Source organism: uncultured Modestobacter sp. (genome assembly GCF_947486615.1).
In the GTDB taxonomy this organism is placed as follows: domain Bacteria; phylum Actinomycetota; class Actinomycetes; order Mycobacteriales; family Geodermatophilaceae; genus Modestobacter.
This window is the reverse complement of the sequence record NZ_CANKUD010000017.1, coordinates 37,665-62,540: the sequence shown is the minus strand read 5'-3', so window position 1 is coordinate 62,540 and position 24,876 is coordinate 37,665. Positions and strand designations below refer to the sequence as shown.

Sequence of the window (24,876 nt, the reverse complement as noted above, 5' to 3'; positions counted from 1 at the left end):
CAGCGCTTCGTGCCCGTCTAGGGTCGGAGCGTGACGACGGTGCTGGCCCCGGCTGTGGAGGCCCCGACGCCCGACGGGCGGTTCACCGTCCGGCTGACCAACTTCGAGGGCCCGTTCGACCTGCTGCTGCAGCTGATCGGCAAGCACAAGCTCGACGTCACCGAGATCGCGCTCTCGGTGGTCACCGACGAGTTCATCGCCCACCTGCGGGCGCTGGGCGACCAGCTCGACCTCGACCAGGCCAGCGAGTTCCTGGTCGTCGCCTCCACCCTGCTCGACCTCAAGGCCGCCCGGCTGCTGCCCGCCGCCGACGTGGAGGACGAGGAGGACCTCGCCGTCCTGGAGGCGCGTGACCTGCTGTTCGCCCGGCTGCTGCAGTACCGGGCCTACAAGCGGGCCGCGGAGTTCCTGCGCCGCCGCGAGGCCGAGGCGTCCCGCCGCTTCCCGAGGTCGGTCGGCCTGGAGCAGCGGTTCGCCGACCTGCTGCCCGAGGTGCTGCTCGGGGTCACCCCCGAGCAGTTCGCCGCGATGGCGCACCAGGCGCTGGTGCCCAAGCCCCCACCGACGGTCAGCGTCACCCACCTGCACGCCCCCGCGGTCAGCGTCACCGAGCAGCTGCTGCTGGTCCGCAGCCGGGTCGCCACCGCCGGGACGGCGACGTTCCGGGCGCTGAGCGGCGACTGCGCGCACACCCTGGAGGTCGTCGCCCGGTTCCTGGCGCTGCTGGAGCTCTACCGCCAGCAGCTGGTCACCTTCGACCAGATGTCGCCGCTGGGTGAGCTGCACGTGCGCTGGACCGGGCCCGAGCTGGTCGGCGGGCGGCTGCCGGACGAGGTCGACGCCGACACCGCCGAGCACCTGGAGGACTACACGTGAGCGACCGGCCGGACCAGTCGGACCAGTCGGACCAGTCGGACCGGGCGGACCAGGCGGACCAGGCGGTCCAGCCGGACCAGGCGGAGCAGGCCGGACAGCCGGAGCCGCGGCCGTTCTCCTGGGACGCCGTCGCCGCCGAGGTCGCCGCCGGGCTGGAGGAGGACGCCACCCCCGCGGAGGACTGGGGCGCGGTGGCCGCCCGGCTGGCCGCCGACCTGGGCACCACGCCGCCGGACGTCGCCGCTGCGGACCCGGCCGCGGCGGAGGAGGCGGCCACCGTCGAGGAGGCGCCGACGCCCGTGCTGGCCCGCGGTCCCGCGGCACCGCCGGTGGAGCTGGTCGTCGTCCCCGAGCCCGAGGCCCGGGTGGAGGAGGCCGCCGCGCCCCGACCCGAGCAGGACGAGCCGGACGTCGACCCGGGAGCGCTGCGCGGCGGGCTGGAGGCGCTGCTCTTCGTCGTCGACGCACCCGTCGACGAGGGGTCACTCGCGGCGGCGCTGCGCTGCTCGGTGCCCCGGCTGCGGCGCGAGCTGGCCGCGCTGGGCGCCGACTACGACGAGCGCCGGGCGGGGATCACGCTGCGCCGGGTGGGGGAGGGGTGGCGGCTCTACACCCGGGAGGAGCACGCCGCCGTCGTCGAGCGGCACCTGCTGGAGGGTCAGCGCAGCCGGCTCACCCAGGCCGCCCTGGAGACCCTCGCCGTCATCGCCTACCGGCAGCCGGTCACCCGCGCCCGGGTGTCGGCGATCCGCGGGGTGGGCGTGGACGCCGTCGTCCGGACGCTGGTCTCCCGAGGGCTGATCCGCGAGGCCGGCGCCGACCCGGACACCGGCGGCGGGCTGTACGTGACCACGCCGCTGTTCCTCGAGCGGATGGGTCTCACCGGCCTCGACGAGCTGCCCGAGCTGGCCCCGCTCCTCCCCGACACCGGCTCGCTCCTCGACGAGCACCCCGACGCCTGACCTCCGCCCGGCCATGTTCGCCAACATGGCCGCCCGCCCGCCCGCTCGCCCGCTCGCCCGCTCGCCCGCCCGGCCGCCCGGGCCCTACTGGCCATGTTGGCCAACATGGCCGGCAGGGGCCGGTCACCCCGGGCGGGCGAGCGATGGTCGGAGGGGGTGCGCCGGGGTGGGAGACTGGGGGCGATGAACACCGCAGCTGACGACGAGTCGACGACCTCCGGCGGCGAGGGCTGGTCCGAGGACATGGAGCTCGCCCCGGTCCACCCCGGCGACGCCGAGGACACCGAGACCGAGGCCGGTGAGGGCGAGCGGCTGCAGAAGGTGCTCGCCCGGGCCGGTGTCGGCTCCCGCCGGGTCTGCGAGGACATGATCGACCAGGGCCGCATCTCGGTCGACGGTCAGGTCGTGCGGGTGCAGGGCATGCGGGTCGACCCCGACACCGTGGTCATCGCGGTCGACGGCCGGCGGATCGACATCCGCAACGACAAGGTCAGCTACGCGATGAACAAGCCCTTCGGCGTGATCACCTCGATGAGCGACGACCGCAACCGGCCATGCGTCGGGGAGATGATGGGCGACCTGGCCACCGGGCTGGTGCACGTCGGCCGGCTCGACCAGGACACCGAGGGCCTGCTGCTGCTCACCACCGACGGGGAGCTGGCCCATCGGCTGGCCCACCCCTCCTACGAGGTGAAGAAGACCTACCTGGCCCAGGTCAGTGGCTCGGTGCCGCGGGACATGGCCAAGCGGCTGCGCAAGGGCGTCGAGCTGGAGGACGGCCCGGTCAAGGTCGACTCGTTCCAGGTCATGGACACCCACGCCGGGCAGTCGGTGGTCGAGGTGGTGCTGCACGAGGGGCGCAAGCACATCGTCCGGCGGCTGCTGGCCGAGGTCGGCCTGCCGGTCAACCGGCTCACCCGTACCGCGGTCGGCCCGATCGAGCTGGCCCGGATGCGCAGCGGCACCATCCGCAAGCTCACCCGCACCGAGGTCGGCGCCCTGCACGAGCTCGTCGGCCTCTGACGGCCCCGGCCCCGGCCCCGAGTCATCGGGGCCGGGGCCGAGGGCGGTCGCAGCGGTGCGGGTCGGGTCAGCGGACCCCGGGTGGCGCCGTGGACGAGCGCAGCACCAGCGAGGTGCTCAGGGTCCGGTCCAGGTCGTGGACGTCCTCGCCGGAGATCAGGGCGAGGAGCATCTCGGTGGCCTCCTGGCCCATCCGGCGGATCGGCTGCTGCACGGTGGTCAACGACGGCTCGGCGAGCACCGACTCCGGGATGTTGTCGAAGCCGACGACCGACAGCTCACCGGGCACGTCGATGCCCAGCTCCCGCGCGACCTCCAGCGTCGCCAGCGCGGAGAGGTCGTTCGCCGCGAAGACCGCGGTCGGACGGTCGGCCCGCGACAGCAGCTCACGGGCCGCCAGGCGCGAGAGGGCCGGCTCGAACCCGCCGGAGGGCATGAGCGTCTCGTCGACCGGCAGTCCCGCCGCCGTCATCGCCTCGCGGTAGCCCTGCTCCCGTTGCTGCGCGGACATCAGGTCCGAGCGGCCGGTGATCATGCCGATCCGGGTGTGCCCGAGCTCGAGCAGGTGCTCGACCCCGAGCCGGGCGCCCTGGAGGCTGTCCGCGGCCACGGCCGGCAGCGCGGACGGTCCGGCCTGCGGGTCGACCGCCACCACCGGGCCGTCGGCCTGCACGTCGGTGACGGTCGGGGTGACCAGCACGGCACCGTCGACCAGGGTCGCCATCAACCGGGTGAGCGAGCGCCGTTCCCAGCCCTCCCGCGCCTCCACGTGACCACCGGCGGAGTACGCGATCAGCTCGTAGCCGGTGCCGTGGATGGCATCGGCCACGCCCTTGAGGACCTCGGTGCTGAAGGGCTCGAAGTCCATCACGAGCACGCCGATGACGTTGGTGCGACGGTTGCGCAGGCTGCGCGCGACCAGGCTCGCCTCGTACCCGAGCCGGTCGATCACCCGGGTGACGTGGTCGATGGTGTCCGACGAGACGCCGTACCGTCCGTTGATCACCTTCGACACGGTGGAGATCGAGACACCGGCCTCCGCGGCGACCTGCTGCATGGTCACCCTGCCGCGCAGCGGGGGCGCGGGGGTCGTCGTGCCGGCCCCACCGCCCACGAGCAGGGCCGGGACGACGCCGTCCGGCGTCGAGTCGAGCTTCACCGACCACCCTCTCCTGCGCCGAACCCGGTCCCGGGTGCCCGGCTCATCCCTTCACCGCGCCCTGCAGCCCGCTGACGATGCGTCCCTGCATCGCGAGGAACAGGATGAGCGCCGGGATCATCGCGATCGTGGTGAAGGCGAGGACGCCCGCGGTGTCGGCGGAGTACTGGGTGGAGAAGTCGGCCACGCCCAGCGGCAGGGTGCGCGTCTCGCCCCGCAGCAGGAGCAGCGGGAGGAGGTAGGCGTTCCAGGAGGTGACGAACGCGAGGACCCCGACCGTGACCAGGGCCGGCATCGACAGCGGGACCGCGATCCGCCAGAAGATGCCCACGCGGCCGGCGCCGTCGAGCGTGGCGGCCTCCTCGAGCTCCTTGGGGAGTGCTGCCAGGAACGGCCGCAGGATCACCACCGTGACCGGCAGTGCGAACGCCGCCTGCGGCAGCGCGACGCCCAACCAGGTGTCGCCCATCCCCAGGTCCTGGGTCACGAGGATGAACAGCGGGATGATGGCCACCGCAGCCGGGAAGAGCAGCCCCAGCACGAAGACCAGGAACAGCGGCTCCCGGAGCTTGAACTGGTAGCGCGCCAGGGGATAGGCGGCCATCACGCCGGCGATCACGGCGACCACCGTGGTGATGAGGGCGATCGCGGTCGAGTTGAGCGTGTACCGCCAGAACGCCGGGTTGCTGAGGACGTTGGTGTAGTTGCTGAACACCCACGGGTCGGGCAGCCCGGCGGGGTCGCGGGCCAGCTGGGCGTTGCTGCGGAAGCCGCCGAGGGCGCCGTACAGCACCGGCCCGAGCGTGACCGCCACGACCAGGAGCGCCACCAGGTAGACGAACGGGCCACCCCGTCCGTACGCGTTCGCTCGCCGTGCCATCAGCGCTGTCCTCCTCGCGGTGCCTGCTGCACCCGGTTCATGCGTCGACCTTCGTGTCGCGGCGCAGCACCAGGACCTGGTAGGCCAGCGCCAGGGCGAAGCCGATGAGGAAGAGCACGACGGATGCCGCGCCCGCGATCCCGTAGTTGCTGCGCTGGGTGCCCATGCTGATCAGGTAGGTGACCATCGTGGTCGTGGCGTTCGCGGGCCCCCCGCCGGTGAGGATCCAGACCATGTCGAACAGCTGCAGCGAGCCGATCATCGACAGGAAGACCCAGGTGCGGATGGTGGGCGCGAGCAGCGGGACGGCGATCCGGCGCTGCACCTGCCACCACGAGGCGCCGTCCAGTTGGGCAGCCTCGTGCAGCTCGTCCGGGACGCCCTGGAGCCCGGCGAGGAAGAGCAGCACGGCCAGGCCGAGGTACTTCCACGTCAGGACGACGAAGACGGTGGCCAGTGCCAGGTCGGGGGTGCCCAGGAACCCCTGCTCGGGTACCGGGAGCCCGACCCCGGACACGATCTGCTCCAGGAGCCCGGTGCGGGGCTGCAGCAGCTGGAACCACACGACACCGGCGATCACCTCGGCCAGCACGTACGGGACGAAGACGACCGTGCGCAGCAGGCCGCGGCCCCGGATGCGGCGGTTGAGCAGCAGCGCCAGCGCCAGGCCCAGCGGCAGCTGCACCGCGATGGAGGCGAAGACGATGATGAAGTTGTGCACGACCGCGTCGGTGAACACCTCGTCGCGCAGCACGCGCGCGTAGTTGTCCAGGCCGGCGAAGTCGACCATCGGGCCGAAGCCCTTCCAGTTGTACAGCGACATCCGGGCTGCGGAGTAGACCGGGTAGAGGACGAACAGCGCCATCAACGCGAGGGCTGGCGTCACGAACAGCAGAATCTCGAGGCGCTGCCGGCGCTTCCCGCCCCGGCGACGGTCGGTCACCCGGGAGGCGTCTCCGCCGCCCCGGGTGACCGCTGCGCCGGTGGACGTCGCCGCCGGCGCAGCGGTCACTTCGGTCATCGGTGGGTCACTTCTCCAGTTCGGCGGCCTGCATGGTCGCGTCCACGATGTCCTGCGGGGTTGCCTGGTCGGCGAACAGCAGGGCGATCGAGTCGTTCATCGCGCCACCGATCGACGCGCCGAAGGCGGTGTCGAAGTAGAGCTGGATGTACGGGGACGCGTCGCGGACCTCGAGCAGCTGGGCGAGCGCCGGGTCGGAGACGGCGCCCGTGGCGGCCGGGTTGGTCGGGAGACCCATGTCGTTCTCCGCGAACCCGGTCTGCACCTCGTCGGAGAGGAGGTACTCGACGAGGTCGACCGACCCGTCGGTGGCGCCGGTCGAGACGGCCCACGCGTCGCCACCGCCGAGCTGTGCCTCGGGGTCGCCCGCGCCACCCTCGATCTCCGGGAAGGCGAACCAGCCGGTGTTCTCGCCCAGGCCCGCACCGTCATCGGTCAGGCCCTGCATGACGCCGGGCTCCCAGTGTCCGGCCAGCTCCATCGCGACCTGGTCGGTGGCCAGCAGGCCGGAGGCGGAGGAGGCGCCCTCCTGCGCCGGCGTGGTGAGGAAGCCGGGGTTGAACGGCTCGGTGTCCAGCAGCTCCGCCAGGACCTCGCCGGCCTGCACGAAGCACTCGTCGGTGAAGTCGAGGCTGGTGACCGCGTCCTCGAGGACGTCCTGGCCGCAGGCCCGCAGCGCCGTGTAGTACCAGTAGTGGGCGGCCGGCCACTTGTCGCCCGCGCCGACCGAGATGGGCGTGATGCCCGCGGCCTTCAGCTGGTCGATGGCGGCGTAGAGGTCCTCCATCGTCTCGGGCGCCTCGGTGATGCCGGCCTGCTCGAAGAGCGCGGTGTTGTACCAGAAGCCGACGACGCCGACGGAGAACGGCAGCGCGTAGGTCTGGCCGTCGACCTGCCACCCGGACACGTTGCCGCCGAGCGTCTCGATCGTGTCGGGGACCTCGTCGGAGAGGTCCTGGACCAGGCCGGCCTCCACGTGGTCGGCGAGCTCGCCGCCACCGCGCTCCATGTACACGTCCGGCAGGTCACCGCTCTGGAAGGCGGCCGCCAGCCGGTCGACCATGTCCTCGTGGGCCATGGCCACGACCTCGACCTGGGTCCCCGGGTTGGCCTCCTCGAAGTCCGCGGCCACCTGCTCGTAGTAACCCCGGCCGGGCTCGTTGTTGGAGTTGTGCCACCAGGTGATCGTGTCGTCCCCGTCACCACTCGCTGAGCTGCTGTCGCCACCGCCACCACAGGCAGTGGCCGTCAGCAGCACCGCGCTGCTGCACAGCACCGTGAGAGCTGCTCGCCCCGAACGCCGCATGTCTGACCCCTTCGTCATTTCGCACGCCGACGTGGCGTGCAACACGTTGTCGAAGGTCGCAGCGGAGACTTGCGTTGTCAATCGATGTCGATAACGATTTCGAACGTGACCACCGACACTGCCGTCCATGCGGTCCGATCGATCGACGCCACCCTCACCGTCCAGCGCGCCGACGGTTCACCGGTCGCCGACAGCGAGGTGCTGGTCGAGCAGGTCGGGCACGAGTTCGCCTTCGGCAACATCGGGTTCGACTTCGTCGGGCTGGCCAACGAGGAGCAGGGGGCGGGCCGGGAGGACGTCTTCGGCGGCGCCGACCCCGAGGTCGCCGGACGGCTCGAGCAGCTGTTCCTCGACGTGTTCAACACCGCGACGCTGCCCTTCTACTGGGCCGGGTTCGAACCGGTGGAGGGGCAGCCGGACACCGCCCGCCTGCAGGCTGCCGCCCGGTGGTTCCGTGACCGGGGCGTATCGGTCAAGGGCCATCCACTGGTCTGGCACACGCTGGCCCCGGACTGGCTGCGGGAGCACCCCGACGCCGAGGCCGAGGAGATCGTGCGGGCGCGGGTGCGGCGGGAGGTCGGCTCCCTCGCCGGTCTGGTCGACACCTGGGACGCGATCAACGAGGTCGTGATCATGCCGGTGTTCGCCAACGAGGAGCGGCAGAACGCGATCACCCGGCTGTGCCGGCGCATCGGGCGGATCCCCACCATCCGGCTCGCCTTCGACGAGGCGCGCGGGGCCGACCCGGCCACGAGACTGGTGCTCAACGACTTCAACCTGGGCACGGCCTACGAGTGCCTGATCGAGGGGGTCCTGGAGGCCGGGGTCCAGGTGGACGCGATCGGCCTGCAGAGCCACATGCACCAGGGCTACTGGGGCGAGGAGCGGACGCAGGAGATCTGCGACCGGTTCGCCCGCTACGGGCTGCCGCTGCACTGGACCGAGACCACCCTGGTCTCCGGCGACCTGATGCCGCCCGAGATCGTGGACCTCAACGACCACCGGGTCGCCGAGTGGCCCTCCACCACGGCCGGTGAGGAGCGGCAGGCCGAGGACGTCGTCCGGCACTACCGGAGCCTGCTCGCCCACCCCGCGGTGCAGGCCGTGACCTACTGGGGGATCACCGACCGGGGCGCCTGGCTCGGTGCCCCCGCCGGGCTCGTGCGCGCCGACGGCACGCCCAAGCCCGCGTACGACGCCCTCCGCGGCCTGGTCAAGGACGACTGGTGGCTGGCTCCGACCCGGCTGCGGACCGACGGCGAGGGCCGGGTGGCCGTGCGTGGCTGGGCCGGCCGGTACTCGATCTCCGCGGCCGGCGGCACCGCCTCCTGGCAGCTGCGACCCGACGCGCCGACGCCGGTGGTCACTCTCCCCTGACCGGCACCCCACCCTGGTGCCGGGCAGGATGGGGCGGGCGTGACGCCCGCCGCGGCCGTCCCCGGCACCGCGGCCCTCGGGTCGCCGCACCAGCAACGACGACACAGGACGGACTCTCCCAAGCATGGTCACGAACGTCGACAACGGCCCTGCGCTCTGGCGCGACGCGGACGCCCGGTCCGAGGACAGGGTGGCGGACCTCCTCGGCCGCATGACCCTGGAGGAGAAGGTCGCGCAGCTCTACGGCGTGTGGGTGGGCATCGACGCCACCGGGGGTGAGGTCGCCCCGCACCAGCACGAGATGGCCGCGGCGCCGGTCGACTGGGAGGAGCTGATCCGCAGCGGACTCGGTCAGCTGACCCGGCCGTTCGGCACCGCCCCGGTGGACCCGCTGGTGGGGGCCAAGGGGCTGGCGGAGAGCCAGCGGCAGATCATGGCCGCGGGCCGCTTCGGCATCCCGGCGCTGGTGCACGAGGAGTGCCTCACCGGCCTGGCCGCGTGGACGGCGACGGTGTTCCCGTCACCGCTGTGCTGGGCGGCCAGCTTCGACCCGGAGCTCGTGCAGCGGATGGGTGCCCTGATCGGGGACAACATGCGCCGGCTCGGCGTCCACCAGGGGCTGGCCCCGGTGTTCGACGTGGCCCGTGACCTGCGCTGGGGCCGGGTCGAGGAGACCATGGGCGAGGACCCGCACCTGGTCGGCACGATCGGCAGCGCCTACGTCCGCGGCCTGGAGTCCAGCGGGATCGTCGCGACGCTCAAGCACTTCGTGGGCTACTCCGCCTCGCGGGCCGGCCGCAACCTCGCCCCGGTCTCCGCCGGGCCGCGGGAGATCGCCGACGTGTTCCTGCCGCCGTTCGAGATGGCCCTCAAGGCCGGGGCGCGGTCGGTGATGAACTCCTACACCGACGTCGACGGCGTCCCCTCGGCGGGCGACCCGGCGCTGCTGACGTCGCTGCTCCGGGAGACGTACGGGTTCACCGGCACGGTCGTCGCCGACTACTTCTCGATCGCCTTCCTGCAGGCCCTGCACGGTGTCGCCGGCTCGCCCGGGGAGGCGGCCGCGCTCGCCCTCGAGGCCGGGATCGACGTGGAGCTGCCCACGGTGGCCTGCTACGGCCAGCCGCTGGTGGAGGCGGTCCGCGCCGGTGCGGTGGACGAGGCACTGGTCGACCGGGCGCTGCGCCGGGTGCTGCTGCAGAAGTGCGAGCTCGGTCTGCTCGACGCCGACTGGTCGCCCGACTCGCCGGCCGTCCTGGACGGGGCCGTCTCGCTGGACTCCGAGGAGTCACGGGCGGTGGCCGGCGACCTCGCCCGCCGCTCGGTCGTGCTGCTGGCCAACGACGGGACGCTGCCGCTGCAGGCCGGGGCGAAGCTGGCGGTGGTGGGTCCCCGTGCGGACACCGCCCAGGCGATGCTCGGCTGCTACTCCTTCCCGATGCACGTGGGCGTGCACCACCCGGAGGTGCCGGTGGGCGTCGACATCCCGACGCTCGCCGAGGCGATGAAGGCCGCACCGGAGGCGTACGACGTCGTGGTCGCGCAGGGCTGCCCGGTGGTGGGCGGCGACGACGAGGCGATCGCGGCCGCCGCACGCGCGGCCGCCGAGGCCGACGTGTGCGTCGCCGTCCTCGGCGACCAGGCTGGGCTGTTCGGCAACGGCACCTCCGGCGAGGGCTGCGACGCCGTCGACCTCCGCCTGCCGGGTCGCCAGGAGGAGCTGCTGGAGGCACTGCTGGCGACCGGCACCCCGGTGGTGCTCGTCCTGCTGGTCGGCCGCCCGTACGAGCTGTCCCGGCAGGTCGACCGGCTCGCCGCGGTGGTGTGCGGGTTCTTCCCCGGCGAGGAGGGCGGCCCGGCGATCGCCGACGTCCTCAGCGGCCGGGTCGGCCCGTCGGGCCGGCTGCCGGTCAGCTTCCCCCGCGCCGGCAGCAGTCAGCCGGGGACCTACCTCGCTGCGGCGCTCGGCCGGCAGACCGACGTGAGCAGCGTCGACCCGACGCCGCTCTTCCCCTTCGGCTACGGCCTGGGGTACGGCTCGGCCACCTGGGGCGACGTCCGGCTGGGCACCGGTGCGGAGTGGGACACCGCCGGGACCACCGAGGTGGAGGTCGAGCTCCGCAACGACACCGACCGGGAGGTCACCGAGGTGGTGCAGGTCTACCTGCACGACGTCGCCGCCGAGGTGGTCCGGCCCGTGCAGGCGCTGATGGCCGCCCAGCGGGTCGACCTCGCGGCGGGCGGCGCGGCGACCGTGCGCTTCCGGCTGCACGCCGACCTCACCTCCTTCACCGGCCGGGCGGGTGCGCGGATCGTCGAGCCGGGCGAGGTGGAGCTCCGGGTGGGCGCGTCGAGCACCGACGTGCGGCAGGTCCTCCGGTGCACCCTCACCGGCAGCCGCCGCACCGTCGGGTTCGACCGGCAGCTGCACCCCGAGACGGCGGTCGACCACCGGCGCGACGGCTGATGCCGCACACCGACCTGCCCCTGGAGGAGCTCCGGCGCTACACCCCGCACCTGCCGGCGCCCGACGACCTGCAGGAGTTCTGGGACGGCACCCTGCAGGAGGCGGGTCGGTGGCCGCTGGACGCCTCATGGACGCCGGTCGACTCCGGGCTGACGACCGTCGAGACCCTCGACGTGTCGTTCGCCGGGGCGGGGGGCTCGCCGGTGCACGCCTGGCTGCACCTGCCCGCCCGCGCGCTGCGCGGGGACGCGCCGCTGCCCGGGGTCGTCCAGTTCCAGGGCTACAACGGTGGCCGGGGGCTGCCGCACGAACACGTCTTCTGGGCCTCGGCCGGGTTCGCCCAGCTGGTCGTCGACACCCGTGGCCAGGGCAGCGGCTGGACGGTGGGGGACACCGGTGACCCGGTGGGCTCGGCCGCCGCGCAGCCGGGGTTCCTGACCCGGGGCGTGCTGTCGCCGCAGGAGTACTACTACCGGCGGGTCTACACCGACGCCGTCCGGGCCGTGGCGGTGCTGCGCGGTCACCCCGAGGTCGACGGCGACCGGGTCGCGGCCGCCGGCATCAGCCAGGGCGGCGGCATCGCGCTGGCCGTCTCGGCGCTCGCGCCGGGGGTGCGGGCGGTCATGCCCGACGTGCCGTTCCTCTGCGACTTCCCGCGCGCCGCGCGCATCGCCCCGGGGGACCCGTACGGGGAGCTGGTCCGGTACCTCAAGGCCCACCGCGACCGCGTCGACCGCGTCTTCGCGACGCTGAGCTACTTCGACGGCGCGGTGCTCGCCCGCCGGGCCTCGGCGCCGGCGCTGTTCTCCGTGGCCCTGATGGACCAGATCTGCCCGCCGTCCACGGTGTTCGCGGCCTACAACGCCTACGCCGGCCGCAAGGACATCCGGGTCTACCCGTTCAACGACCACGAGGGCGGCCAGTTCCACCAGCAGCGGGAGCAGCTCACCTGGCTGCGCGACCTGCTCTCCGACCCAGCGGCGGCCGAGCCGGCTCCCGCGTCCTCGCAGGAGGTCTGATGCTCCGCGCACGGCTCACGCTGGACCCGGCGCGACCGGTGGGCCCGGTGTCCCGGCGGCTGTTCGGTGCCTTCGTCGAGCACATGGGCCGCGGGGTGTACGGCGGCATCCACGAGCCGGCGCACCCGACGGCGGACGGGGACGGCTTCCGCCGGGACGTACTGGACCTGGTGAAGGAGCTGGGGGTGACGACGGTCCGGTACCCCGGCGGCAACTTCGTCTCCGGGTTCCGGTGGGAGGACAGCGTCGGACCGCGCAGCCAGCGTCCGGTGCGGCTCAACCTGGCCTGGCACAGCACGGAGACCAACGAGGTCGGCCTGCACGAGTTCGCCGCGTGGCTGGAGCAGGTCGGCGCCGAGCTGATGCTCGCCGTCAACCTCGGCACCCGCGGCACGCTCGAGGCACTCGACCTGCTGGAGTACACCAACGTGCCCGCCGGCACGGCGCTGGCCGAGCAGCGGATTCGCAACGGGCGCACGCAGCCCTTCGACGTGCGGATGTGGTGCCTGGGCAACGAGATGGACGGGCCCTGGCAGCTCGGCCAGCTCTCCGCCGAGGACTACGGCAAGCTCGCCTCCCGGACCGCCAAGGCCATGCGCCAGGTCGACCCGGACCTCGAGCTCGTCGCCTGCGGCTCGTCGGGTGCGGGCATGCCCAGCTTCGGGGAGTGGGAGCGGGTGGTGCTCACCCACGCCTACGACGACGTCGACTTCATCTCCTGCCACGCCTACTACGAGGAGAAGGACGGCGACCTGGACTCCTTCCTGGCGTCGGCGACCGACACCGACCACTTCATCGAGACCGTCGTCGCCACCGCCGACCACGTCCGGTCGGTGCGCAAGAGCCCGAAGCGGATCGACATCTCCTTCGACGAGTGGAACGTCTGGTACGCCTCGAGGGTCCAGGCGGGACTGCCCACGCGGATCGACGACTGGCCGGTCGCGCCGGCCATCAGCGAGGAGCCCTACACCGTGGCCGACGCCGTCGTCGTCGGCAACGTCCTCATGTCGCTGATCCGCCACGCCGACCGGGTGACCAGCGCCTCGATGGCCCAGCTGGTCAACGTGATCGCACCCATCGCCGCCGAGCCGCAGGGGCCGGCGTGGCGCAAGACGACGTTCTTCCCCTTCGCGACCACCTCCCGGCTGGCGCGGGGCGTCGCCCTCCAGCTGGACGTCGAGGGCCCGAGCCACGTCACGGCCGAGCACGGTGACGTGCCGCTGGTCGACGCCGCGGCCACCGCGGACGTCGAGGCGGGCACGGCGGCGCTGTTCCTGGTGAACCGGTCGCAGTCCGAGGAGGCCGAGGTCTCGGTGGACGTGTCGGCGCTGGGCGTGGGCACCGTCGAGGAGGCACTGACGCTGTCGGACCCCGACCCGCACGCGGCGAACACCAGCGAGCAGCCCGACCGGGTCGGGCTGCGGCCGAACCCGCGGGCGACGCTGGCCGACGGCACCCTGCGCGTGACCCTCCCGCCGGTCTCGTGGACGGCGGTGTCCCTCCGCTGAGCACCCCCGCCGGGACGTGCCGGGACGAGCGGTCCCGGCGAGGGCTCAGGAGGGGCGGGCGGTGGAGGCCCGGGGCACCAGCTGCGTGGCCAGCTCGACCCGCTGGGTGTCCAGGCGGGCGCCGGTGATGAGGTCGTGGAGCATGCGCCCGGCCATCCGCCCCATGTCGGCCAGGGGCTGACGGACGGTGGTCAGCGGCGGGGAGGACCAGCGGGCCATCGGCAGGTCGTCGAAGCCGATCACGCTCAGGTCACCCGGCACGGACAGGCCGGCCTGGCGCGCGGCCTCCAGCACACCGAAGGCCTGCTCGTCACTGCCGGCGAAGACGGCGGTGGGGCGATCAGCGAGCGCCAGCACCACCTGCGCCTGCTCGTACCCGCCCTCGTGGTGGAAGTCGCCGTGCCGCAGCAGCGCCGGGTCGACGGGGATGCCGGCCCGATCGAGGGCGGCCCGGTAGCCGTCGATGCGCGCCCGGCTGCAGAGGTAGTCCTCCGGCCCGCCGATCACGGCGATCCGCCGGTGACCGAGCTCGATGAGGTGCTCGGTCGCGGCCAGGCCGCCGGACCAGTTGGTCGCGCCGACGCTGGGCACCTCCGGGCCGGGCATGTCGACCGGGTCGATGACGACGACCGGCAGCTCGGAGCCGCCCAGTCGCCGCTGGTCGGCCGCGGTCAGGCGCGAGGTGACCACGATGGCGCCCTGACGACCGCCGGTGATCAGCTCCTGCACCCAGTCCCCGGCGGAGGACCGCGACCTGGTCGTCACCACGACCTCGAGGTCGGCCTCGGTCACCCCCCGCAGGATCTCCATCCCCCACGGGCTGTCCAGTGCGGTGAAGACGACGTCGACGAGCGGGCGGGCCGGCGACCGGGGGGTCAGGGGGACGTAGTTGTGCTGGTCGAGGACCTGCTGGACGTGCGCCCGGGTGGCCGGCGCGACGTCCTGCTTGCCGTTGAGCACCTTGGAGACGGTCGGCAACGAGACACCTGCCGCGGCGGCGATCACCGCCAGCGTGGGTCGGTTCGCGTGCTGTGTCACGAGGCGCTCCCGGGGGTCGTACCGCGATGCCCGGCCCGGGTGGGCGCCGGGGGCCGGCGCGGGCATCGTAACTTCGGCCGATCTCTATCGAAAGTGTTTCGGCAGCCGTGCACCCGATCGGGAGCCACGGGGCGTGCGAGCCCGGGGGCTGGCAGGGGAGTGCCGGCTGAGGACGAGCGGAGGACGGCTGGTCTGGGCGCGGCGTGGATCTGCCAGTGTGATCCCGTTGACACTGCACCGGTCGCGTCTTACGTTGTCGAAAACCGCCCGCAACTTTCGGTCCACATCTCCGACCCGGCGGGTCGGCCGGTGCCGTTGGCCCCCCGCCGACCGGAGGGTGACACTGTCCGTGCCGCCCTCGCCGTCGAGCACCTGATCACCGGTCGCACCACCCGCCGGCTCCGGTCCCACGCCGTTGGGCGGGGACGACCTCCTGCTCCCGAGTACTCGAGAGGAACTGCCCGATGCCTGACCTGACGCCCACCCGCGAGGACAAGTTCACCTTCGGTCTCTGGACGGTCGGCTGGCCGGCCGCCGACCCGTTCGGCACCGCCACCCGTGAGCCGGTCGACGTGGTCGAGTCGGTGCACCGCCTCGCCGAGATGGGCGCCTACGGCGTCACCTTCCACGACGACGACGTGATCCCCTTCGGCAGCGACACCGCCGCCCGCGACGCGCACATCAAGCGCTTCCGCGCCGCCATCGACGAGACCGGCCTGGTCGTCCCGATGGTGACGACGAACCTGTTCACCCACCCGGTGTTCAAGGAGGGCGGTCTGACCGCCAACGACCGCGAGGTGCGCCGCTACGCGATGCGCAAGGTCATGCGGAACATGGACCTGGCCGCCGAGCTGGGCGCCCAGACCTACGTGCTGTGGGGTGGCCGCGAGGGCGCCGAGGTCGACATGGCCAAGGACCTCATCGCCTCCCTGGACCGCTACGCCGAGGCGATCGACACCCTGGCCGCCTACTCCGAGGCCCGCGGCTACGGCCTGCGCTTCGCCCTGGAGCCCAAGCCGAACGAGCCCCGCGGCGACATCTTCCTGCCCACCATCGGGCACGCGCTGGGCTTCATCGCCAAGCTCGAGCACTCCCACCTGGTGGGGCTCAACCCGGAGACCGGGCACGAGCAGATGGCGAACCTGAACTTCACCCACGGCATCGCCGAGGCGCTGTGGGCGGGCAAGCTCTTCCACATCGACCTCAACGGCCAGCACGGCCCGAAGTTCGACCAGGACCTGGTGTTCGGCCACGGCGACCTGCTGCAGGCCTTCTCCACCGTCGACCTGCTGGAGAACGGCGGCGCCGACGGCGCCCCGGCCTACGACGGCCCGCGGCACTTCGACTACAAGCCGCTGCGCACCGAGGACATGGACGGCGTGTGGCGTTCGGCCGCCGCCAACATGCGCACCTACCTGCTGCTCAAGGAGCGGGCCGCGGCCTTCCGCGCCGACCCCGAGGTGCAGGAGGCGCTGGCCGCCGCCCGCGTGCCGGAGCTGCGGCAGTCCACCCTGGCCGCCGGCGAGTCCTTCGAGGACCTGCTGGCCGACCGCTCGGCGTTCGAGGACTTCGACGCCGAGACCGTGGCCAAGCGCGGTGCGGGTGTCGTCCGCGTCGACCAGCTGATGATCGAGCACCTGCTCGGCGCTCGCTGAGCACATCGGGCCGGGGCGAGGGGAAGACGACGTGACGTTGGTGGCCGGGGTCGACTCGTCGACCCAGTCCTGCAAGGTCGTGGTGCGCGACGCCGAGAGCGGCGCCCTGGTCCGTGAGGGCCGGGCGTCGCACCCCGACGGCACCGAGGTCGATCCCGCCGCCTGGGAGGCGGCGCTGCGGACGGCGATCGACTCGGCCGGTGGGCTGGGCGACGTCGCCGCGGTCGCCGTCGGCGGTCAGCAGCACGGCATGGTCTGCCTCGACGAGGCCGGCCAGGTCGTGCGCCCGGCCCTGCTCTGGAACGACACCCGGTCGGCCGGCGCCGCCACCGACCTCATCGCCGAGCTCGGCAGTGCGGTCGGTGGCGGGGGGGACGACGGCGCCGGCCGCCGGGCCTGGGCCGACGCCGTCGGCCTGGTGCCGGTGGCCTCGTTCACGGTCACCAAGCTGCGCTGGCTCGCCCAGCACGAGCCGGAGAACGCCGCGCGGACGGCGGCGGTCGCGCTGCCGCACGACTGGTTGACCTGGAAGCTGGCCGGCTCGCCGGGCCTGGACGCGCTGGTCACCGACCGGGGCGACGCCAGCGGAACCGGCTACTGGTCGCCGTTCACCGGGGAGTACCGCACCGACCTGCTGGAGCGGGCACTCGGGCACGTGCCGGTGCTGCCGCGCGTGCTGGGGCCGGCCGAGCGCGCCGGGCAGGTGGCCGCCGGTGCGCTGGCCGCCGACGGCGGCGCCCTGCTCGGCCCGGGCAGCGGCGACAACGCCGCGGCGGCGCTGGGCATCAACGCCGAGCCGGGTGACGTCGTCCTCTCCATCGGCACCTCCGGGGTGGTCTCCACCGTCTCCACCACCCCCTCGGCGGACCCCTCGGGCACCGTCGCCGGGTTCGCCGACGCCACCGGCAACTTCCTGCCGCTGGTGGTCACGCTGAACGCCGCCCGGGTGCTCGACGCCACGGCCCGGCTGCTGGGGGTCGACCACGACGAGCTCTCCCGGCTGGCGCTCACCGCACCGGCCGGCTCCGGCGGGCTGGTGATGGTGCCCTACCTGGAGGGGGAGCGGACGCCGGACCGCCCGCACGCCACCGGCGCGCTGCACGGGCTCACCCTCGCCACCAGCGACCCCGCCCACCTGGCCCGGGCCGCGGTCGAGGGGCTGCTGTGCGGCCTGGCCGACGGCCTGGAGGCGATCGCCGCCCTCGGCAACCCGGTGCGCCGGGTGCTGCTGGTCGGCGGTGGCGCCCGGTCCGAGGCGGTCCGCCGCCTCGCCCCGGCGGTGCTCGGCGTCCCCGTGCTGGTCCCCCCGCCAGGGGAGTACGTCGCCGACGGCGCCGCCCGTCAGGCGGCCTGGACGCTCGCCGGCGGGGACACCCCGCCGGTCTGGCCCACCACGAGCACCGAGACCTACCAGGCCGACCCGGTCCCGCACGTGCGGGAGCGCTACGCCGAGGTCCGGGAGATGACCGCCGCGCGGGTCTGACCCGCACGACGCCGGCGCGCCCACGCGAGCGCACCACCGCACCACCGCACGCGCACGACCGTGACCCACCCACTCGGATCGTCCGGCACGTTCCTGCCGGTAGGAGGACCACAATGGCGTCTGTCACCTACGACCAAGCGACCCGCCTCTACCCGGGGGCGCAGAGCCCCGCGGTGGACGCGATCGACCTGGAGATCGAGGACGGGGAGTTCCTCGTGCTCGTCGGCCCGTCGGGCTGCGGGAAGTCGACCTCGCTGCGGATGCTCGCCGGCCTGGAGGACATCGACGGCGGACGCATCCTGATCGGCGGGCGGGACGTCACCGACGTCCCCGCGAAGGACCGCGACATCGCGATGGTGTTCCAGAACTACGCGCTCTACCCGCACATGACCGTGGCCGAGAACATGGGCTTCGCGCTCAAGATCTCCGGGATGGGCAAGGAGGAGCGCCGGAGCCGGGTGGAGGAGGCGGCCAAGCTGCTGGACCTCGGGCCCTACCTGGACCGCAAGCCCAAGGCGCTGTCCGGCGGGCAGCGGCAGCGGGTGGCGATGGGGCGGGCGATCGTGCGCAACCCGCAGGTCTTCCTGATGGACGAGCCGCTGTCGAACCTCGACGCCAAGCTGCGGGTGCAGACCCGCACCCAGATCGCCTCGCTGCAGCGCCGGCTGGGCGTGACCACGGTCTACGTCACCCACGACCAGACCGAGGCCATGACCATGGGCGACCGGGTGGCGGTGCTCAAGGACGGCCTGCTCATGCAGGTCGGCCGGCCCCGCGAGCTGTACGACACCCCGGCCAACGTGTTCGTCGCGGGCTTCATCGGCTCCCCGGCGATGAACCTGTTCGAGCTGGAGCACACCGACGGCGGGGTCGCCTTCGGGAACACCGTCCACCCGGTCGCCCGGGACGTGCTGGGCCGGACGGCCGGCCGCACGGTCACCGTCGGCGTCCGGCCGGAGGACCTGGAGCTCGCCGACTCCGGGCTCCCCGTCGAGGTCGACGTCGTGGAGGAGCTGGGCGCGGACGCCTACGTCTACGGCCGCACCCGGGTCGGCGACGCCGAGCACGAGATCATCGCCCGCGTCGACGGCCGGACGCCGCCCCGCAAGGGCGACGTGCTGCACGTGCTGCCGCGCGGCGGACACGTCCACCTGTTCGACACGACCAGCGGCGAGCGCCTCGGATGACGGTGCTCCCCACCGGTGAGCAGTACCGGCTCACCTCCGCCGGGGCGGAGGTCGTCGTCGTCCAGGTCGGCGGTGGCCTGCGCACCTACCGGGACGGCGGCCGCGACCTGGTCGACGGCTTCGGCGAGCGGGAGATGGCCGGCAACGCCCGGGGGCATGTGCTCGCGCCCTGGCCCAACCGGCTCGACGCCGGGCGGTACACCTGGGACGGTGCCGACCACGTCACCCCGCTGTCGGAGGCGGAGACCGGCAACGCCATCCACGGGCTGGTCCGGTTCGCCGCCTGGCAGGTGGTCGACCGGTCCAGCGACGCGGTGACCCTGGAGCACCTGCTGCACCCGCAGCCCGGCTACCCGTTCACCCTGATGCTGCGGGTCCGCTACGAGCTGTCCGCGGCGGGCCTGCGGGTGGAGACCACCGCCACCAACTGCGGCGACGTGCCGCTGCCCTACGGCGAGGGGCACCACCCCTACCTCGCCGCCGGCGCCGGGCTGCACGTCGACGACTGCACGCTCACCGCGCCGGGGGCCACCCGGCTGGAGACCGACGAGCGGGCGCTGCCCACCGGCTCGGTCCCGGTGGCGGGTACGCCGTACGACCTGCGCGAGGGCCGGCAGATCGGTGACCTGGTCATCGACCACTGTTTCACCGACCTGGCCCGGGACGACGACGGGCTGGCCCGGGTGCACCTCGCCGGACCGGACGGTCGCGGCGCCACGGTCTGGATGGACGGCGCCTACGACCACCTGCAGGTGTTCACCGGCGACGTGGTGCCCGAGCCGCGGCGCCGCCGGGGCCTGGCGGTCGAGCCGATGACCTGCCCGCCGAACGCGCTGGCCACTGGTGCGGGCGTCCGCCGGCTGGAGCCGGGGGAGTCGACCACCGCCGTCTGGGGCATCGCCCCGCTCGGCTGAGCCGCCGCTCCGCCCCACCGTCCTGCGGTGGGGCGGAGCGGGTGGCGCGGCCTCCGTAGACTCGACCGAGGTGCCTGGCGACCCGGGTGCCGCATCGATCGAGGAGAGTGCTGTGCCCGTCCGAGCCATCCGGGGTGCCACGCAGGTGGCCGCCGACGACCGGGACGAGGTCCTCGAGGCCACCCGCGAGCTGGTCAGCACCGTCCTGGAGCGCAACGAACTGGACCCCGCGGACCTGATCAGCATCCTGTTCACCGCCACCCCCGACCTGGTGTCGGAGTTCCCCGCGCTGGCCGCCCGGGAGCTGGGGCTGGGTGACGTGCCGCTGATGTGCGCCACCGAGATCGCCGTCCCGCACGCCCTGCCGCGGGTGCTGCGACTGATGGCGCACGTGGAGACCGACCGGTCCCGCGCCGAGGTGCAGCACGTCTACCTGCGGGGCGCGGTCGCCCTCCGCCGGGACATCGCGCAGTGAGTGCCGGGAACGCAGTGAGTGGAGAGAGCGTCGTGAGTGCAGAGCAGTTCCGCGGGCAGGTCACCCTGGACGGGCCCTCGGGCACCGGGAAGTCCAGCGTCGCCCGCGACGTCGCCACCCGGCTGGGTGCGGCCTACCTGGACACCGGCGCCATGTACCGCGCGGCCACCGTGGCCGTGCTGGACGCCGGGGTCGAGCTGACCGACCCCGAGGCGGTCGCCCGCGCGGTCGCCGCCGCCGACATCCAGGTCGGGACGACGGCCGACGCCGAGCTGGTGCTGGTCGACGGGGTGGACGTGGCCGAGCGGATCCGCGGCGCCGAGGTGACCCGCACGGTCTCGCCGGTCTCCGCCGTCCCGGCCGTGCGCCGGCTGCTGGTGGACCGGCAGCGGTCGCTGGTCGCCGAGGCGACCGCGGTGGTCGTCGAGGGCCGGGACATCGGCACCGTGGTGCTGCCGGAGGCGACGCTGAAGGTCTACCTGACCGCGGCGCCCGAGGCGCGCGCCCAGCGGCGGGCCGGGCAGCTGGGCGTGACCGACCCGGCCCGGATCGCCGAGATCGCGGCGGACCTGCGCCGCCGGGACGAGTACGACAGCAGCCGGGCCGACAGCCCGCTGCGCCCTGCTGCCGACGCGATCGTCGTCGACAGCACCGGGCTGGACCGCGAGGCCGTCGTCGAGCGCGTGCTCGACCTGGCCCGCACTGCAGTAGGAGAGCCCGCATGAGCACCGACACCGACGTCCCCGGTGGTGACCAGCCGACCGGTCCGCTGCCGGTGGTGGCCATCGTGGGACGCCCCAACGTCGGCAAGTCCACCCTGGTCAACCGGTTCCTGGGCCGCCGCGCCGCGGTGGTCCAGGACGTCCCCGGCGTCACCCGGGACCGGATCCCGTACCAGGCGCTGTGGAACGGCAAGTCCTTCACCGTCGTCGACACCGGCGGCTGGGAGCCGAAGGCGACCGGCATGGCCGCCTCGATCGCCCGGCAGGCCGAGTACGCGATGAAGACCGCCGATGTGATCGTGCTGGTCGTCGACGCCTCGGTCGGGGTGACCGAGACCGACCTGGCCGCCGCCCGGGTGCTGCGCCGCAGCACCACGCCGGTGATCCTGGTGGCCAACAAGGTCGACGACGAGCGCGGTGAGTCGACCGCCGCCGAGCTGTGGTCGCTGGGCCTGGGCGAGCCGTTCTCGGTCAGCGCGCTGCACGGCCGGGGGAGCGGTGACCTGCTGGACCTGGTGCTGGACGCGATGCCGGAGGCCCCCCGGGAGACCGAGGACCTCGGTGGACCCCGCCGGGTGGCGCTGGTCGGGCGGCCCAACGTCGGCAAGTCCAGCCTGATCAACCGGCTGTCCAAGGAGGAGCGCTCGGTCGTCGACTCGGTGGCCGGCACCACCGTCGACCCGGTCGACTCGCTGGTCACCCTGGGCGGGGAGCAGTGGCGGTTCGTCGACACCGCCGGGCTGCGCCGCAAGGTCAACACCGCCAGCGGCACCGAGTACTACGCCAGCCTGCGCACCGAGGCCGCGATCGAGGCCGCCGAGGTGGCCGTGGTGCTGCTCGCCGCCGACGAGGTGATCAGCGAGCAGGACCAGCGGGTGATCACCCAGGTGATCGAGGCCGGCCGCGCCCTGGTCATCGCCTTCAACAAGTGGGACGCCGTCGACGAGGACCGGCACGCCCAGCTGGAGAAGGAGATCGACCGCGACCTGGCCCGGATCAAGTGGGCCACCCGGGTGAACATCTCGGCGTCCACCGGGCGCGGGGTCATCAAGCTGGCCGGGCACCTGAAGATGGCGCTGGCCGGCTGGGAGACCCGGGTGCCCACCGCGGAGCTGAACACCTTCATCCGCGCGCTGGTCCAGGAGACGCCGCCCCCGGCCCGTGGCGGTCGCGCCCCGAAGATCAAGTACGTGACGCAGGCCGACATCCGGCCGCCGCGGTTCGTGGTGTTCTCCACCGGGTTCCTGGAGGCCGGCTACCGCCGGTTCCTGGAGCGGAAGCTGCGCGAGCAGTTCGGCTTCCACGGCACCCCGATCGACGTCTCGATCAAGGTGCGCGACGCCCGGAGCGACAAGAAGAAGTAGCGGCTCCGGGGGCCGGGCCCGGCCGTCGGGGCGGCTGAGCCGGTGAGGTAACCTTCTCCGGCAGCGATCGAGCGCCCGGCGGCTTCCGCCGGAGACTCGGAGCTCGGGCTGTAGCGCAGCTTGGTAGCGCACTTGACTGGGGGTCAAGGGGTCGCAGGTTCAAATCCTGTCAGCCCGACCGAGAAGTTGCAGGTCAGAGGGGCCCCGTCCGAATGGACGGGGCCCCTCTTCCCGTTCGTACTGCAACCGGTACTGCAACCGCCGATCTCGCCGCTGCCTGTCACCAGGGGAGGGCGTCGTCCAGGCGGTCGGCGGCCTCCCGTTGCTGGGCCGGGGTGACGTGGCTGTAGATGTCCGCGGTGATCGCGTAGGAGGAGTGGCCCAGGTGTTCCTGGACGACCTTGGTGTGCGTGCCCGCGGCCAGGAGCAGGCTTGCCGCAGTGTGGCGGAGGGTGTGCAGGCTGACGCCCTGCAGCCCCGCCCTCCGGGCAAGCTGCTCGAACCGTCGCAGGACGTTCCGTGGCTCCAGTGCGGTACCGATCTCGGTGCTGAAGACGAAGTCGCTCTCGACCCAGCTGTCGCCAGCGAAGGTGCGCTCCTGGTGCTGACGCTCCCGGTGGCTCCTCAGGGTGGTGACAGCGGAGGTGGGCAGAGGGACGTTGCGGCGCGACTTGGTCGTCTTCGGCTCGCCCAGCTCGAGGCCCCGCGAGGTCCGGTTGAGGGTCCACCGGACGCGGAGGACCTGCCTGTCCAGATCGACGTCGGACCAGTGCAGGGCGAGCGCCTCGCCGCGTCGGAGCCCGGTGGCGAGCATGAGCCGGAACAGCGCCTCGAGCCGGTCGCCCCGTACCGCGTCGAGGAGACGACGCGCAGCCGCCGCGTCCAGGTGGGCGGCCTCCTTCCGTTGCGCGGTCGGTCGCCGCACCTTGGCGGCCGGGTTGTCGCGCAGCAGCCCGTCCCGGACCGCGGTGTCGAGCGCCGCGCGGAGCACGGTGTAGATGGTCCGGACGGTGGAGGCGGACAGGCCTTCGCGTCGTTTGGCCAGGACGACGGCTTCCACGTCGGAGGGGCGCAACAGGTGCAGGGGGCGGCGGCCGAGCGAGGGAACGAGGTGCTTGCGGGCGACGGACGTGTAGAGGTCCACGGTGGCCTGCTTGCGGCTGCTGGCCGGGAGCGCTGTGGTGACCCACTCGTCCAGCCACGCCGCGAGGGTGACGCTCGAGTCCCGGAAGGGAGCTCCGGTGTCGAGGCGTTGCTGGGCATCGGCCAGCTTCTCGCGCACCTCGGCCTTCGTCCTGCCATAGACCGTCGGTCGGTTGAGCCGACCGGCATCGTCACGGTGGCTGAGTTGTCCGGACCACGTCCCATCGGGACGCCGGTAGATGGATCCTTCGCCGTTCGCGCGCTTGACCATGTGTCTCCTGTGCCGTCAGCGCATCCGTCGGGCAGCCGTCGTGGTGACGGAGCTGGCATGAGGACGCGAGCGTCGGGGGGACCGGCTGACGAGGCGGTGGATCGCAGTCAGTGCGGTTCGGTTTCGCGATGAGTCTCGAGTCCGTCGACGTAGCGCAGGAGCTCTGTTCGGGACAACCGGCAACTGCGTCCGATGTGCACAGGACGCAGTGCGCCGTCTTTGATCAGCGTGTACACGGTCGTGCGGCTGATGCTGAGGACTGTGGCGGCGTCTGCAGTGGTCAGGAGCAACGGATGCTCCGCCAGCCCATCCCGGAGCAGTTGCGGTTCGTCCACGTCGCGCTCCGTCCGAGAATGGCGCGGTTCTCCCGTGCGACCACACCTCTGCCTGGAGAGGCACTCTTCCGGCGCTCCCGGTGACACCTGCGGCCGTTGGCCTCAGGAGGCGTGGATGGATCAGGGCCCGACCGACTCCGACCCGCCTGCCAGAACGCGTGCAGGTGCAGAGCGGGTGCGCAGGTGGTCACGTCCTACGGCGAGCCAGGATGCGTCCGTCGGCTGCCTGCCGCAGGAGGACCCGAGGTACGTCCGCCGCGATGGACCTGACCGCGATGGACCTGACGACGAACACCGCGAGCTTCGAGAGGAGCGCCCGGGCGCGTGCCTATCGGGCAGATCGACGCGGTCCGACTCGCTGCACTGGCGTTCACCAGACGCAGGTCGGTCTCGGTGGTCCGCTTCGTGCATCGGCCTGTGATTGTCCGGCTGGGAACTCCGAGATGACGGTGCGACTGGGCCCGGTCCGGGTCGGCCAGCGTCCACCGACGGAGGCGTCTACCTCCGACAGGAGCGCGCAGCCACGGAGCTGTGCCGCCGCAGGAGCCGGGATCCCGCCCTCAGATCAACAGGCGTCCAGACAGGAGGCGGTCGAGCCCCGTGGCCACGCACTGGTTCTTGCCGTCGCTACAGGTCGGCCGAGTGATGTCCCCCGACCTGCGCACGGTTGGCTCGGGCACACGGTCGGGCT

At 73.1% G+C, this 24,876-nt stretch carries 21 protein-coding genes and 1 tRNA gene; 15 read left to right on the top strand and 7 right to left on the bottom strand.

Annotated features, from left to right (window positions below; genetic code table 11):
• Positions 1–30: 30 nt before the first annotated feature.
• The 3 genes from Q1A09_RS21845 (at position 31) to Q1A09_RS21835 (ending at position 2,861) form a co-directional block, all read left to right on the top strand.
• A complete protein-coding gene (locus tag Q1A09_RS21845) occupies positions 31–876 on the top strand; it encodes a ScpA family protein (protein ID WP_299960246.1) in 846 nt (281 codons plus the stop codon).
• Positions 873–1,838 (top strand): SMC-Scp complex subunit ScpB, encoded by a 966-nt coding sequence (scpB, locus tag Q1A09_RS21840; protein ID WP_299960244.1) that lies wholly within the window; start codon positions 873–875, stop codon positions 1,836–1,838. The genes Q1A09_RS21845 and scpB overlap by 4 nt, the downstream gene beginning before the upstream one ends.
• Before the next feature lie 183 nt (positions 1,839–2,021).
• On the top strand, positions 2,022–2,861 hold the full coding sequence (locus Q1A09_RS21835; protein ID WP_299960241.1) for a pseudouridine synthase: 840 nt from the start codon (positions 2,022–2,024) through the stop codon (positions 2,859–2,861).
• A 67-nt stretch (positions 2,862–2,928) separates the two neighbouring features.
• On the opposite strand, the gene Q1A09_RS21830 is transcribed toward Q1A09_RS21835, so the two are convergent.
• The 4 genes from Q1A09_RS21830 to Q1A09_RS21815 are packed head-to-tail and all read right to left on the bottom strand — an operon-like array spanning position 2,929 to position 7,197.
• Positions 2,929–4,020 (bottom strand): LacI family DNA-binding transcriptional regulator, encoded by a 1,092-nt coding sequence (locus Q1A09_RS21830; protein ID WP_299960237.1) that lies wholly within the window; start codon positions 4,018–4,020, stop codon positions 2,929–2,931.
• A gap of 43 nt (positions 4,021–4,063) precedes the next feature.
• Positions 4,064–4,900: a carbohydrate ABC transporter permease gene (locus tag Q1A09_RS21825; protein ID WP_299960234.1), complete on the bottom strand. Its 837-nt coding sequence runs from the start codon at positions 4,898–4,900 to the stop codon at positions 4,064–4,066.
• Between the two features lie 37 nt (positions 4,901–4,937).
• A complete protein-coding gene (locus Q1A09_RS21820; RefSeq protein ID WP_299960231.1) occupies positions 4,938–5,921 on the bottom strand; it encodes a carbohydrate ABC transporter permease in 984 nt (327 codons plus the stop codon).
• A 7-nt stretch (positions 5,922–5,928) separates the two neighbouring features.
• Positions 5,929–7,197, bottom strand: coding sequence for an extracellular solute-binding protein (locus Q1A09_RS21815; RefSeq protein ID WP_299960228.1), 1,269 nt, complete (start codon positions 7,195–7,197; stop codon positions 5,929–5,931).
• Between the two features lie 135 nt (positions 7,198–7,332).
• Between Q1A09_RS21815 and Q1A09_RS21810 the strand changes: the two genes are divergently transcribed.
• From Q1A09_RS21810 to Q1A09_RS21795, 4 genes are all read left to right on the top strand, one after another.
• The gene (locus Q1A09_RS21810; protein WP_299960225.1) at positions 7,333–8,604 is read left to right on the top strand and encodes an endo-1,4-beta-xylanase; all 1,272 of its coding nucleotides are present in this window, start codon (positions 7,333–7,335) and stop codon (positions 8,602–8,604) included.
• Between the two features lie 124 nt (positions 8,605–8,728).
• Positions 8,729–11,071, top strand: coding sequence for a glycoside hydrolase family 3 N-terminal domain-containing protein (locus Q1A09_RS21805; protein ID WP_299960222.1), 2,343 nt, complete (start codon positions 8,729–8,731; stop codon positions 11,069–11,071).
• A complete protein-coding gene (locus tag Q1A09_RS21800) occupies positions 11,071–12,090 on the top strand; it encodes an acetylxylan esterase (RefSeq protein WP_299960219.1) in 1,020 nt (339 codons plus the stop codon). Before Q1A09_RS21805 ends, Q1A09_RS21800 begins: the two co-directional genes overlap by 1 nt.
• Positions 12,090–13,598 carry an alpha-N-arabinofuranosidase gene (locus tag Q1A09_RS21795; protein ID WP_299960216.1) on the top strand — a complete coding sequence of 503 codons (1,509 nt, stop codon included), beginning with the start codon at positions 12,090–12,092 and terminating at the stop codon, positions 13,596–13,598. The genes Q1A09_RS21800 and Q1A09_RS21795 overlap by 1 nt, the downstream gene beginning before the upstream one ends.
• A 45-nt stretch (positions 13,599–13,643) precedes the next feature.
• Here Q1A09_RS21795 and Q1A09_RS21790 read toward each other — a convergent pair whose 3' ends face one another.
• Entirely contained in the window at positions 13,644–14,636 is a 993-nt protein-coding gene (locus tag Q1A09_RS21790; RefSeq protein WP_299960213.1) for a LacI family DNA-binding transcriptional regulator, read from the bottom strand.
• A 464-nt stretch (positions 14,637–15,100) separates the two neighbouring features.
• On the opposite strand from Q1A09_RS21790, the gene xylA reads away from it, so the two are divergent.
• The 8 genes from xylA (at position 15,101) to Q1A09_RS21750 (ending at position 22,614) form a co-directional block, all read left to right on the top strand.
• Positions 15,101–16,291 (top strand): xylose isomerase, encoded by a 1,191-nt coding sequence (gene xylA, locus Q1A09_RS21785; RefSeq protein WP_299960210.1) that lies wholly within the window; start codon positions 15,101–15,103, stop codon positions 16,289–16,291.
• Between the two features lie 31 nt (positions 16,292–16,322).
• Complete coding sequence (xylB, locus tag Q1A09_RS21780) at positions 16,323–17,774, top strand: xylulokinase (RefSeq protein WP_299960207.1); 1,452 nt, start codon at positions 16,323–16,325, stop codon at positions 17,772–17,774.
• A 113-nt stretch (positions 17,775–17,887) separates the two neighbouring features.
• Complete coding sequence (gene ugpC, locus Q1A09_RS21775; RefSeq protein ID WP_299960204.1) at positions 17,888–18,961, top strand: ABC transporter ATP-binding protein; 1,074 nt, start codon at positions 17,888–17,890, stop codon at positions 18,959–18,961.
• Positions 18,958–19,875 carry an aldose 1-epimerase family protein gene (locus Q1A09_RS21770; RefSeq protein WP_299960201.1) on the top strand — a complete coding sequence of 306 codons (918 nt, stop codon included), beginning with the start codon at positions 18,958–18,960 and terminating at the stop codon, positions 19,873–19,875. The genes ugpC and Q1A09_RS21770 overlap by 4 nt, the downstream gene beginning before the upstream one ends.
• A 112-nt stretch (positions 19,876–19,987) precedes the next feature.
• Complete coding sequence (aroH, locus tag Q1A09_RS21765) at positions 19,988–20,350, top strand: chorismate mutase (RefSeq protein WP_299960198.1); 363 nt, start codon at positions 19,988–19,990, stop codon at positions 20,348–20,350.
• Between the two features lie 32 nt (positions 20,351–20,382).
• A complete protein-coding gene (gene cmk, locus Q1A09_RS21760; RefSeq protein ID WP_299960195.1) occupies positions 20,383–21,075 on the top strand; it encodes a (d)CMP kinase in 693 nt (230 codons plus the stop codon).
• Positions 21,072–22,436: a ribosome biogenesis GTPase Der gene (gene der / locus Q1A09_RS21755; protein WP_299960192.1), complete on the top strand. Its 1,365-nt coding sequence runs from the start codon at positions 21,072–21,074 to the stop codon at positions 22,434–22,436. Before cmk ends, der begins: the two co-directional genes overlap by 4 nt.
• A gap of 104 nt (positions 22,437–22,540) precedes the next feature.
• Positions 22,541–22,614 (top strand) — tRNA-Pro (locus Q1A09_RS21750).
• A gap of 102 nt (positions 22,615–22,716) precedes the next feature.
• On the opposite strand, the gene Q1A09_RS21745 is transcribed toward Q1A09_RS21750, so the two are convergent.
• Positions 22,717–23,718, bottom strand: coding sequence for a site-specific integrase (locus tag Q1A09_RS21745; protein WP_299960189.1), 1,002 nt, complete (start codon positions 23,716–23,718; stop codon positions 22,717–22,719).
• Between the two features lie 239 nt (positions 23,719–23,957).
• Entirely contained in the window at positions 23,958–24,185 is a 228-nt protein-coding gene (locus Q1A09_RS21740; protein ID WP_299960186.1) for a helix-turn-helix domain-containing protein, read from the bottom strand.
• Positions 24,186–24,876 lie beyond the last annotated feature (691 nt).